The organism is Thalassobacter stenotrophicus, assembly GCF_001458315.1.
Taxonomy (GTDB): Bacteria; Pseudomonadota; Alphaproteobacteria; order Rhodobacterales; family Rhodobacteraceae; genus Thalassobacter; species Thalassobacter stenotrophicus.
The window spans coordinates 333,947-346,035 of record NZ_CYRX01000025.1 but is presented as its reverse complement, the minus strand read 5'-3'; the positions used below and the strand labels follow the sequence as shown (position 1 = coordinate 346,035).

Sequence of the window (12,089 nt, the reverse complement as noted above, 5' to 3'; positions counted from 1 at the left end):
CTCGCCGCCGATGTTGCGGCCCGGCTCAGGACAGCACAAACCAAATCACCACCCCCCAGGAACGTCCAACATCTTCGCGCAAAGGTGTGTGAGGTTGAAAGCGGCCTGACCATGGTCTTTCTACCACCCGCGCTCAGCGGCGAACATAATCACTCCGCCAAACCTCAAACCCGGCTATAGCGGCTCGTCATCGTGTAGGATTTGCGCGGACCCTGAACCCGCCACGTCACCACAAACGCAGGCCAGTCCGCGAAATCGTAGTGGACGCGGTAATCATCCGGATCACACCAATGGTCCGTGTCGCCGCCCTGTGCGGGTACGGTGTGAAAATAGCGCCCATCGTCGAACCAAACGCTCAGGTCCGGTTTCCACAGATACCGACGGGTCGCGGCCATCGGGGTTTGCCCTCGGATCGTCAGGGTGCCCTCTTCGACATAGGCCAAGCCGTCGGCGTGCGGCGCCCAAATTGCGGTCCCGATGAACTGTCCCGGCGGCATTCCGTCCTGCGAAATCACCCGGCTCAGCGCCCAAACACCTGCAAAATCGTCCAATGTGCGCGCTTTGCCATCCGTTTTCGTCATCAAAGCCCGTTACAGGCGCGGCATATTTCACCGCAGCCCGTCCCCGTGTTGCACATCACCCGAGCGGACCCTAAGAGAAACGCCAAGCCGCAGCAACGCAAGAGATGAGAGCCGATGATCCCCCGTTATTCCCGCCCCGACATGGTCGCCATCTGGTCCCCCGAGACGAAATTCCGCATCTGGTTTGAGATCGAGGCGCACGCCTGCGATGCGATGGCCGATCTGGGCGTGATCCCGCGCGAAAACGCACAAGCGGTTTGGAAGGCAAAAGATGTCGAATTCGACGTCGCGCGCATCGATGAAATCGAAGCCGTGACCAAGCATGACGTTATCGCATTTCTGACCCACTTGGCCGAACATGTGGGCAGCGATGAGGCCCGTTTTGTCCACCAAGGCATGACGTCCTCGGACGTGCTGGACACCTGTTTCAACGTACAGCTCGTGCGCGCTGCGGACATTCTGATTGCAGACATGGACGGCTTGCTGGCCGCCCTTAAGCGCCGCGCGATTGAGCATAAAGACACCCTGCGCGTCGGTCGCAGCCACGGCATCCACGCAGAACCCACAACCATGGGCCTGACGTTTGCGCGGTTCTACGCCGAAATGGACCGCAACCTTGCGCGTCTGAAAACCGCCCGCGCTGAGATCGCGACCGGGGCCGTCTCTGGCGCCATCGGCACCTTTGCCAACGTAGACCCCCGCGTAGAAGAGCATGTGTGTGCGCAGCTTGGTCTCTCGCCTGAGCCAATCAGCACCCAAGTTATCCCGCGCGACCGTCACGCCGCGTTCTTTGCCGCCCTTGGTGTCGTCGCCTCCTCGATCGAGAACGTCGCCACCGAAATCCGCCACATGCAGCGGACCGAAGTCCTTGAGGGCGCTGAGTTTTTCTCGATGGGGCAAAAAGGCTCCAGCGCGATGCCGCACAAGAAAAACCCTGTTCTGACCGAGAACCTGACCGGTCTTGCGCGTATGGTCCGCTCCGCCGTGGTCCCCGCGATGGAGAACGTGGCCCTCTGGCATGAGCGTGATATCTCGCACTCCTCGGTTGAGCGGAACATTGGCCCAGACGCCACTATTACGCTTGATTTCGCACTGCACCGCCTGACCGGCGTGATCGACAAAATGCTGATTTTCCCTGACAACATGCTCGATAACATGAACAAATTTCCGGGTTTGGTCATGTCTCAGCGGGTTCTGCTTGCCCTGACGCAAGCCGGTGTCAGCCGCGAAGACGCCTACTCCATGGTGCAACGCAACGCGCTCAAGGTCTGGGAACACCGCACAGATTTCCGTGAGGAACTGCTGGCCGACCCAGAGGTATGCGCCGCCCTATCCGTTGAGGAAATCAACGAAAAATTCGATATGGGCTATCACACCAAGCACGTGGACACGATTTTTAAACGTGTGTTCGGGTAAGCTGCGCGCAAATCTGGTGACAAATGAGGGAAATCTGCTAGCTTCCTTGGCGTAAACCGCAACAGGAGACGACAATGAAGACGTGGAAGACCCTCTCTATCGCCGCCATCCTGGCAGCCGCGCCGAGCCTTGCGCTCGCGTATGAATGCAACAGTGCCAAGCAGGCTGCGATGTCCTGTGCCACCGGGACTGTTTGGGATGCTGCAAGCCGAAGCTGCGTGACCGCAATCAACAGCTGATCCCGCACCAAATACTCGCATCAAAGCGCGCGCTGGGGGACCAGCGCGCGCTTTTCGTTTGTGTGGCGGGTAAAATTGACCTAAGCCCCCCACACTCATTACGGGCCAAGAACCGAAGGACCGAACCATGACGGCAAAAGTATTCATCGACGGCGAAGCTGGCACAACGGGGCTGCAAATCCGCGAACGTCTTGAGGCGCGCGACGACATCACACTGATCTCGGTGGATGCTGCTGAACGCAAATCGCCCGAAGCCCGCGCAGCCGCGTTTGCCGCCGCGGATGTGGGTATTTTGTGCCTGCCCGACGCCGCCGCAATTGAGGCCGTTGCCTTGGCCGGAGATTGCCGGATCATCGACGCCTCAACCGCGCACCGGATCGCGGACGGTTGGACCTATGGCATGCCCGAATTGCCCGGCGCGCAAGCGGCCATTGCAGCCTCTGACCGGGTGGCGAACGTCGGCTGCTATGCCACGGGTTCCATTGCTCTTTTGCGCCCCTTACGCGATGCAGACGCCCTGCCCGCAGACTACGTCGCCACCCTGACCGGGGTGTCAGGCTACACCGGCGGCGGCAAAGCGTTGATCGCGGAATATGAGGCTGGCACAGCCCCCGATCACTTCCTCTATGCCACGGGCCAAAACCACAAACACGTGCCCGAAATCATGGAATACGGTCGCCTTTCGCAGACACCATTTTTCCAACCCGCCGTTGGCAATTATGCCCAAGGGATGATTGTTCAGCTGCACCTGTCCGGCGCAGAGGTCTCTGCGGCGCAACTGGCTGAAATTTATGCCGCATTCTATGCCAACGCCCCTTTTGTGGATGTTGTTGACGCCCCTGATCGGCTCTCAGCGACGGCGCTGAATGGGACCAACCGGATGGAGATTTCGGTCTTGGGCAACGGTGCGGACCGCATCACGGTTTCGGCAACGTTGGACAATCTGGGCAAGGGCGCCAGCGGCACGGCGGTGCAGAACCTCAACCTGATGATCGGTGCGCCGGAAACCGCCGGACTGTAACAAACGGGTTGTTTCAGGCGCGCGCGCCCTATGTTTTGGGATGCAAACCCAAAGGAGCGCGCGCCATGAAAACCCTCGTTGCCCTGACCATGACAGCCATTTTGAGCCTGCCCATGACCGCTTTTGCGGCAGGATCGGGCGTGCCGGCAGCGACCAATCCAAACAAGGACTGCAAAGCGGGTGAGGTGTTTGACACCAAAACCAAGACCTGCATCGCCAGTCAAAGTGGCAGCCTTTTGGATGAGGATCGGCTGAACGCGGCGCGCTATTTCGCCTACGCCGGCGATTATGACGCGGCAAACAAGGCGCTCGCGGCATTGAACGCGCCGGGCACCGCCGACGCGCTCACGCTTCGTGGGTTCGTCGCGCGCAAGATGGGCGATTTTGAGACGGGAATGACCTATTACACGGCCGCACTGGAGCAAGATCCAAACCATTGGCAGGCCCGCAGCTACATGGGCCAAGGCTTTGTTGAGGCCGGAAATTCCGACGCCGCGCGGGCGCAACTGACCCTAATCCGAACGACAGGCGGGCGCGGCACATGGGCCGAGGTGTCTCTGCGCCAAGCCATCGCACGCGGGGCGGGCTACAGTTACTAGGGCATGGAAAACTGCGTCACATTCGATGCAGTTTGGCTTAGGTTAGTGCCCTTATGTTGACCAAACTTTAACCTTAGCGCGCCAATATCCCCTCAGACACTCATGAGGGCAAACTTGGTGGTACCAGCGCAATCTCCCAACCCCCGGCGGCAACAAATCGCGCCGCGCCCGGGCGCACCCGCTATGACGCCCCAACAAAAGGCCGCTGTGATTGTGCGCCTGCTGCTGGCCGAAGGCGTCGACCCCGGCCTGAACAAGTTGCAAGACAACCAACAAGAAGTGCTTGCCCGCGAAATGGCGGACATGCGGTATATCACCAAGGATACGCTGCGCTGGATCGTCAGTGAATTTGCGTCCGAGCTGGACAGTGTGGGGCTGCACTTCCCCCCCGGATTGTCCGGTGCGCTGTCGGTTCTGGATGGCTTCATTTCACCCAACACGGCGGATGTTCTACGCGACGAATCCGGTGCAGAAATCTCGGGCAACCCGTGGGAACGGCTCGCAGGGCTTGAGGTCGCCAAACTTCGCCCAATCGTCGAGCAAGAAAGCATTGAGATTTGCGCCGTGCTTTTGTCAAAACTATCCGTGCCCAAAGCGGCAGAGTTGTTGGCGGAAATCCCGCCCGAACGCGGCCGCCGGATCGCCTATGCCGTATCCCTCACAGGTGAGATTGACCCCGAAACCGTCGCGCGTATCGGCCTTGCCCTTGGTCGTCAGCTGGACGCGCAACCCGGTGAGGCGTTCCGCGATGGCCCGGTTGAGCGTGTTGGCGCGATCCTCAACGCCTCCCCTGCTGCGACCCGTGACGCGGTCCTTGACGGGCTTGACCAAGAGGATGCGGTGTTCGCGCAAAAGGTCCGTAAGGCGATCTTTACCTTCCAAAATATTCCCGCACGGATCGCGGGGCGCGATATTCCCAAAGTCGCGCGCGCCGTCGACCAAGAGGTGTTGATCGTGGCTTTGGGCCACGGCAAAGCCACTGCGCCAGATGCGGTCACATATATCCTCGGGGCGATGTCCCAAAGGCTATCTGCCCAGCTAGAAGACGAAATCAACGAAAAGGGCGCGATCAAGCCGGCTGAGGGTGAGGCCGCCATGCAAGAGATCGTCACCGCTATTCGCGAAATGGAAACCTCCGGGGAGATCTTGCTGCTGTCAGAAGACGAATAACAAAAGGACCACAAGACAACCGAACCACGCGCCCTAAGTGTTGAGATCACGAAGGAGAGGCGCATGGTGCTAACGCTCAAACCACAGGGGCTATATTGTCCGGCGGGGGATTTTTTTATCGACCCGTGGCGCCCGGTGGATCGCGCGCTGATCACCCATGCCCATTCCGATCACGCGCGCCCCGGGCATAAACGCTATCTCGCCACGCCGCTGACCAAGGCTGTGATGCGCCACCGATTGGGCGATCTCACCTGCCAAACCATCAACTACGCCACGAAGCAAAAGATTGGCGACGCGACGGTCAGCTATCATCCCGCCGGTCACGTGCCGGGCTCGGCGCAAATACGGGTAGAAGTCGGGGGGGAGGTATGGGTCGTCTCCGGTGACTATAAAACCACCGATGATGGCCTCTCGACCCCATTTGAGCCTGTGCGCTGCCATGGTTTCATCACGGAATGCACGTTTGGGTTGCCAATTTTTCGCTGGACCCCAGAGGACCAGTTGCGCGCAGACATCACCGCATGGTGGCAACGATGCGCAGCAGAGGGTAAGATCGCAATCCTAGGCGCCTACGCTTTAGGCAAGGCCCAGCGGTTGATGGCCGGCCTCAACCCCGACCTCGGCCCGATCCTCACCCACGGCGCGGTGGAGGCCACGAACCAAGTCCTGCGCGAGCATGGCATCACCCTGCCCGACACATGCGTTGTCACCAAGGACACCGACCGCAAAGCCTATCCGGGCGCGTTGGTCATCGCTCCGCCCGCCGCACTTGGCTCCGCTTGGGCACGCAAATTTGGTCCGCGCGCAGAGGCTTTTGCCTCCGGTTGGATGGCCCTGCGCGGTGTGCGGCGGCGACGCGCCTTGAGCACGGGTTTTATCGTGTCCGACCACGCAGATTGGCCCGGCCTTCTGGAGGCGATCCAAGCCACGGGTGCGGAAAAAGTCCTTGCAACACACGGCTACACCGCAACATTTTCCAAATACCTCGACACGTTGGGGTATGATGCAGGCATTCTAGAAACCGAGTTCACCGGCGAAGACGCAGACCCAGAAGCAGACCCAGAAAAGATCGCGTCATGAGAGATTTTGCAGATCTTTTCACCGCCCTCGACAGTACCACGTCGACCAAGGCGAAAACCGAAGCCCTAGCCGGATATCTAAGCGCTGCGGCCAGCGCGGACCGTCTGTGGTGCGTGGCCCTTTTGTCTGGACGCAGGCCAAAACGCACTGTGACCGCGACGCGCTTGCGCGAATGGGCAGCTGAGCGCGCGGGCCTGCCGCTGTGGCTGTTTGAGGAAAGTTACAGCGTTGTTGGGGATTTGGCCGAAACGATCGGCCTCGTCCTGCCCCCCGCCAGCAAATACGATGATCGCCCGCTCAGCGACTGGATCAAGACAATCCAAGCGCTGCAAACCCAAGACGATACCACTAAAAAACCCGCCATCTTAACTGCGTGGGACACGTTGGACGGCTCGGAGCGTTTTGTTTTCAACAAGCTTTTGACCGGTGGCTTCCGCGTTGGGGTCAGTCAAAAACTGATGACCCGAGCATTGGCGTTGGCAACTGCACAGGACGAAGCTGCCCTCGCGCACCGCTTGATGGGGGGATGGACGCCCGATACAACGACCTGGGAGGCCCTCATTGAAGCCCCCGATCCGCAAGCCGACCTGTCGCGGCCGTACCCGTTTCAGCTAGCCTACGGGTTGGAGCATCCCCCCCAAGAGCTTGGTCCACCCCAAGACTGGTTGGTTGAGCACAAATGGGACGGCATTCGCGCGCAATTGATCCGACGCGGCGGGCAGATGTTCATCTGGTCCCGCGGTGAGGAATTGATGACCGACCGCTTTCCTGATCTTGCGCCCGTGCTCGATCATGTGCCCGACGGGACGGTAATTGACGGCGAACTTTTGGCGTGGGATTTCGCAGCCGATCAACCGCTACCCTTTGCAGCCCTCCAAAAACGGATTGGACGCAAAACCGTCCCCAAGACGGTTCTGCGCGACGCGCCCGTCGTCCTGCGCGCGTATGATGTCTTGGAATTTGAGGGCGCTGATCTACGAGAGAATACTTTAAGACATCGCCGCAAGCATTTGAATTTTATAAACACACTCCCTAGTGACATCCCACTCCGCCTCTCACGCGGCCTTGAGGGGACGTGGGAGGACCACGCCGCAACCCGCGCCGCCGCACGTGACGCACAGGCTGAGGGGTTGATGATCAAACGCTTGGACGCACCCTATGTCGGCGGGCGGCACAAAGGCGATTGGTGGAAATGGAAGCTTGATCCACTGACCGTTGATGCGGTGATGATCTATGCGCAAGCCGGCCACGGACGGCGCGCAAACCTTTATACGGATTACACTTTTGCCTGCTGGAAGGGTAACGAACTGGTCCCCTTTACCAAGGCCTACTCTGGGCTGACGGACGCTGAGTTTCGAGACATCACCAAATGGGTCCGTAAAAATACCCTTGAACGGTTCGGGCCCGTGCGCCGCGTGCCACCGGAACTGGTGTTTGAAATCGCGTTTGAAGGCATCCAAGCGTCTTCGCGGCACAAATCGGGGCTCGCGCTGCGGTTTCCGCGCATGGCCCGCTGGCGGCGGGACAAACCCGCGGCTGAGGCCAATACACACGCTGACCTGCTGGAAATGTTGGACCAATACGGCTAGGCAGTTCCCATGACGCTTCCCCAAGGCCTTGTGCCCCGCCCCAGCCGCATCCCGAAAACACCCGCCCCTGATGGCGCTTGCGACAGCCATATTCACATGCTGGCTGGCCGTGATGAGGCCCCCTTGTGGGAAGGTCGCGTTGAGGACCCGGCCCCGAACCTGCGCTACGCTGATTTCATGGCCGCCTACATCAAACAAATGCAGGATTTGGGCATCAGCCGGACGGTGGTGGTGCAATCGATCCTCTATGGCACCGATAATTCTGTGACCGCACGGGCGGTTGCCGACTTGAACGCGCTAAACGGGTACGCTGCGCGGGGCATCGGTTTGGTGACGGATGCCGCCACGGACGCCGATCTGGACCGTCTGGTGGAGCAAAACCTGGTCGGCGTACGGCTGAACTATGTGCATGGCGGCGTGCTGTCGTGGGCCGGGGTTCAGGCCATGGCCCCACGCCTTGCTGCGCGCGGTTTGCATGTGCAAATGCTGATCAACACGCATCGCCATATGGTTGAGCTTGCGCCACAAATCGCCGCCCTCCCGGTGCCGGTGGTGCTGGATCATATTGGGTGGCCCGATCTGGCGCTTGGCCCGGATGAGCCGGGGTTTCAGGCCCTGCTCAACCTACTGAAAACCGGCAACGTATTTGTAAAACTGTCAGGTCTATACCGGTTTTGCCCACCGCCCTACACGGCCGCTGACGCGTTTGCCGCGGCTTTGGTTGCAGCTGCCCCGACGCGGTGTCTTTGGGGCTCAGACTGGCCGCATATCATGCTCGCCGATGCGGAGCAGCCCGACAGTGCCACCCTCCTAGAGGCCTTGGCCCGCGTCTGCCCCGATGAGGAAACGTGGCACCAAATTCTGGTCGATACCCCAGCCGCGCTGTATCAGTTTTAGGCAATCGCCCGGGTGTTGGGCCGTGCGCCCGATGCCCAGTCCGCCACGGCTTGCCCAAAGGCTTCGAACAGCGGGCGCGACACAGGGTCCTTTGCCGCGCGGTATTCGGGATGCCATTGAACAGACAGGGTAAATCCGGGTGCCTCGGCGATATACAGCGCCTCTGGCGTGCCATCATCGGCGTAGCCGTCCACGACGACACGGGGACCTGCCGTCTTGATCCCCTGCCCGTGCAGTGTGTTGGTACGCACGATGCGCTGCCCATAGAGCCGTTCAAACACGCCGCCCTCGCGAAAGGTCACGTCGTGGCGAATTTCGAACTTTTCCTCAAGCGTCCCATCGGGTGGCATCCGGTGGTTCATCCGCCCCGGAAGGTCGCGGATCTCGGGGTGTAGCGTGCCCCCCATCGCGACGTTCACCTCTTGAAAGCCGCGGCAAATCCCCAAAATCGGCTGACCGCGTTCCACGCAGGACCGGATCAACGGCAACACAAGGCTATCGCGATCCCGGTCAAAAGTGCCGTGAGCCTCCGTCTCGGCTTCACCGTATTCTTCGGGGTGCACATTGGGCCGCCCCCCGGTCAGAAGGAAACCATCACACCGCGCAAGCAGCGCCTCAACATCGCAAAACTGGGGGTTTGCAGGCACCAAAAGCGGCAGCGCGCCGCTTACCTCAGCGATTGCCTCAGAATTCATCGTTCCGCCCGCGTGGGCCGGATACTGATCGTTAATCAAATAGCTGTTAGAAATAATGCCAACGATGGGGCGCGTCATAGAAACCTCAAGGAGAATGCTTTCCCAAAGGTATACCGGGCCCTAACGCATCGTAAAGGGGTGCAGGCGCGCGATAGACTGCGCGCCTGCGCACAAATTAGGCGGTGCCTACCAAATTGGCAGCTTCGATGCCCGCAAGAGCAGCCGTCGCATCATTGTCGGAGGTGTCGCCGGTCACGCCAACGGCCCCCACAAGGTTGCCGCGTTTGTCATGGACCAAAACGCCACCGGGCACGGGGATAACCTGCCCACCAAACACGCCGTTCACAGCGGCCATGAAATAGGCCTGCTGTTCAGCCCGCGCCATTTGCGCGGAACCGGGCATGCCCAGCATGATTGCACCATAGGCCTTGCCGTGCGCGATCTGGAAACGACCTGCGGCCGCGCCATCTTCGCGTTCGAACGCTTTGATGTGACCACCGGCGTCCAGAACGACGACCGACAATGGCTTAAGGTCCATCTCGCGGCCTTTTGCGAGAGTAGTTTTGATGATGCTACGCGCTTTGCGCAATGAAATCTCAGACATATTATATCTCCTGTTATCCGCAGCTTAGCTGGCGGCTTTGCGCTCTAGGCGGCGGGCGTGAAGGACTGGCTCAGTGTAGCCCGAGGGCTGCACACGGCCTGCAAACACCAGATCACAAGCGGCCTTGTAGGCAATGCTGTCGAAGCTGGGTGCCATAGCTTGGTACAGCGGGTCGCCCGCGTTTTGACCATCTACAACGGCTGCCATTTTCTCCATGACTGCGCGCACGTCAGCCTCGCTGACCACGTCATGATGCAGCCAGTTGGCAATGTGTTGCGCCGAAATCCGGCAGGTTGCGCGGTCTTCCATCAGGCCAACGTTGTTGATGTCGGGCACTTTGGAACAGCCAACACCCTGATCGATCCAGCGCACAACGTAGCCAAGGATGCCTTGGGCGTTGTTTTCGACCTCACGGATGATCTGCTCCCGGCCCCACTTGCGATAGCTGGCCGCCGGAATGTCGAGCACGGTGTCCACAAATGCGCGACGACCGCCGGCTTTCAGCTTGGCCTGAACGGCAAAGACGTCAACCTTGTGGTAATGCAACGCGTGTAGGGTCGCGGCGGTGGGCGAAGGAACCCAAGCGCAGTTTGCGCCGGATTTCGGATGCTCGATCTTTTGCTCGATCATCGCAGCCATCATGTCGGGCATGGCCCACATGCCTTTGCCGATCTGCGCCTTGCCGGACAGACCACATTCCAGACCGATATCCACGTTCTGGTTTTCGTAGCCGCTGATCCAAGCTTTGCGCTTGATGAAGTCCTTGCGCGAAAACGGCCCAGCTTCCATCGAGGTGTGGATTTCGTCGCCCGTACGGTCGAGGAACCCGGTGTTGATGAACGCAACGCGCGATTTGGCAGCGCGGATACATTCCTTCAGGTTCACACTCGTGCGGCGCTCTTCGTCCATGATGCCCAGTTTGACGGTGTTGGCCGCCATGCCCAGCACACCTTCAACAAAGGTGAAGGTCTCATTCGCAAAGCTCACTTCCTCGGGGCCGTGCATCTTGGGCTTCACGACGTACATCGAGCCCGTAACCGAGTTGCCACCAGCCTGAGCCAGATCGTGCTTAGCGATGAGCGCGGTGATCATCGCGTCCATCAAGCCTTCGTACACTTCGTTGCCGTCACGGTCCAAGATCGCGGGGTTGGTCATCAGGTGACCGACGTTACGCACCAACAAAAGTGCGCGACCCTTCAGCGTGACCTCACCCCCATCGGGGCCGGTGTAGACCACATCAGGGTTCAGCGCGCGGGTGACGGTTGCGTCGCCCTTCTGGAAGGTCTCTTGCAGATCGCCGCGCATCAGGCCGAGCCAGTTAGAGTACGCCTGAACTTTGTCTTCGGCGTCAACGCAGGCGACGGAATCTTCGCAATCCATGATCGCAGAGATCGCGGACTCAAGCCGAACGTCCGCAAGACCCGCTTGGTCCCGCGCACCAATTGCGTGGGTCCGATCGAACACCAACTCAACATGCAGGTTGTTGTTCTTCAGGACAATCGCATCGGGTGCTTTGGGATGACCACGGTAGCCCACAAACTTTTCGGGCTGGGCCAAAGGCTGATCATCAATCAGCAGCGCACCGCCTTGAATGTGATAGCGGCGGGCGTCTGCGTGGCTGGTGCCTTCAACAGGGAATGCCTCATCGAGGAACACGCGCGCACGGGCCACAACACGGGCGCCACGACCGATGTCGTAGCCGCCTTTTGGCGCGGGGCTGCCCATGGCATCGGTGCCATAGAACCCATCGTACAGGCTGCCCCAGCGGGCGTTCGCCGCGTTCAGCGCGTAGCGCGCATTGGTGATCGGCACCACCAGCTGCGGGCCGGGAACGGTCGCGATTTCGGGGTCAACGTTCGCGGTATCGATTTCAAAGCTTTCGCCCTCGGGCAGCAGATAACCGATTTCCGTCAGAAAGGCTTTGTAGGCCTCATGATCGTGGGCCGTGCCGCGGTTGGCTATGTGCCAGGCGTCGATCTTGGCTTGGAGGTCTTCACGCTTTTCCAGCAGCGCGCGGTTGCGCGGGCCAAAGTCGTGGATCAGTTTGGACAGTCCGTCCCAGAACGCCTGAGCCTCAACCCCACTGCCGGGCAGCGCCTGTGTTTCAACGAATGCGTGCAGCTCTTCAGCGACCTGTAGCCCCGCAACTTCAATACGTGCGACCATGTGTATGCTCCCTTGGTATACCGTTGTGGACG

The 12,089-nt window shown here is 60.1% G+C and carries 12 protein-coding genes; 8 read left to right on the top strand and 4 right to left on the bottom strand.

Features of this window, described 5'->3' with window-relative positions; all coding sequences use genetic code 11:
• Positions 1–164: 164 nt before the first annotated feature.
• A complete protein-coding gene (locus tag THS5294_RS08735; protein ID WP_058123443.1) occupies positions 165–581 on the bottom strand; it encodes a DUF6314 family protein in 417 nt (138 codons plus the stop codon).
• Positions 582–695: 114 nt separating this feature from the next.
• Between THS5294_RS08735 and purB the strand changes: the two genes are divergently transcribed.
• The 8 genes from purB (at position 696) to THS5294_RS08700 (ending at position 8,592) form a co-directional block, all read left to right on the top strand.
• Positions 696–1,997, top strand: coding sequence for an adenylosuccinate lyase (gene purB, locus THS5294_RS08730; protein ID WP_038002517.1), 1,302 nt, complete (start codon positions 696–698; stop codon positions 1,995–1,997).
• 74 nt (positions 1,998–2,071) lie between these two features.
• Positions 2,072–2,236: a chitin-binding domain-containing protein gene (locus THS5294_RS18240; protein WP_116903986.1), complete on the top strand. Its 165-nt coding sequence runs from the start codon at positions 2,072–2,074 to the stop codon at positions 2,234–2,236.
• A gap of 127 nt (positions 2,237–2,363) precedes the next feature.
• Positions 2,364–3,257 (top strand): N-acetyl-gamma-glutamyl-phosphate reductase, encoded by an 894-nt coding sequence (gene argC / locus THS5294_RS08725; RefSeq protein ID WP_058123442.1) that lies wholly within the window; start codon positions 2,364–2,366, stop codon positions 3,255–3,257.
• Between the two features lie 65 nt (positions 3,258–3,322).
• Positions 3,323–3,856: a tetratricopeptide repeat protein gene (locus THS5294_RS08720; RefSeq protein ID WP_058123441.1), complete on the top strand. Its 534-nt coding sequence runs from the start codon at positions 3,323–3,325 to the stop codon at positions 3,854–3,856.
• A 183-nt stretch (positions 3,857–4,039) separates the two neighbouring features.
• The gene (locus THS5294_RS08715) at positions 4,040–5,026 is read left to right on the top strand and encodes a flagellar motor switch protein FliG (protein ID WP_233486439.1); all 987 of its coding nucleotides are present in this window, start codon (positions 4,040–4,042) and stop codon (positions 5,024–5,026) included.
• Positions 5,027–5,089: 63 nt separating this feature from the next.
• Positions 5,090–6,106, top strand: a complete 1,017-nt coding sequence (locus tag THS5294_RS08710; RefSeq protein WP_058123440.1) for a ligase-associated DNA damage response exonuclease — start codon at positions 5,090–5,092, stop codon at positions 6,104–6,106.
• On the top strand, positions 6,103–7,695 hold the full coding sequence (locus THS5294_RS08705) for an ATP-dependent DNA ligase (RefSeq protein ID WP_058123439.1): 1,593 nt from the start codon (positions 6,103–6,105) through the stop codon (positions 7,693–7,695). The genes THS5294_RS08710 and THS5294_RS08705 overlap by 4 nt, the downstream gene beginning before the upstream one ends.
• Positions 7,696–7,704: 9 nt before the next feature.
• The gene (locus THS5294_RS08700; RefSeq protein ID WP_058123438.1) at positions 7,705–8,592 is read left to right on the top strand and encodes an amidohydrolase family protein; all 888 of its coding nucleotides are present in this window, start codon (positions 7,705–7,707) and stop codon (positions 8,590–8,592) included.
• Here the strand turns inward: THS5294_RS08700 and THS5294_RS08695 are convergent.
• From THS5294_RS08695 to THS5294_RS08685, 3 genes are all read right to left on the bottom strand, one after another.
• Positions 8,589–9,365, bottom strand: a complete 777-nt coding sequence (locus THS5294_RS08695) for a gamma-glutamyl-gamma-aminobutyrate hydrolase family protein (RefSeq protein ID WP_058123437.1) — start codon at positions 9,363–9,365, stop codon at positions 8,589–8,591. The two genes, THS5294_RS08700 and THS5294_RS08695, sit on opposite strands and share 4 nt — an antisense overlap.
• Before the next feature lie 97 nt (positions 9,366–9,462).
• Positions 9,463–9,891: a GlcG/HbpS family heme-binding protein gene (locus THS5294_RS08690; RefSeq protein WP_038002504.1), complete on the bottom strand. Its 429-nt coding sequence runs from the start codon at positions 9,889–9,891 to the stop codon at positions 9,463–9,465.
• A 24-nt stretch (positions 9,892–9,915) separates the two neighbouring features.
• Positions 9,916–12,057 (bottom strand): malate synthase G, encoded by a 2,142-nt coding sequence (locus THS5294_RS08685; protein WP_058123436.1) that lies wholly within the window; start codon positions 12,055–12,057, stop codon positions 9,916–9,918.
• Between the last annotated feature and the right edge of the window lie 32 nt (positions 12,058–12,089).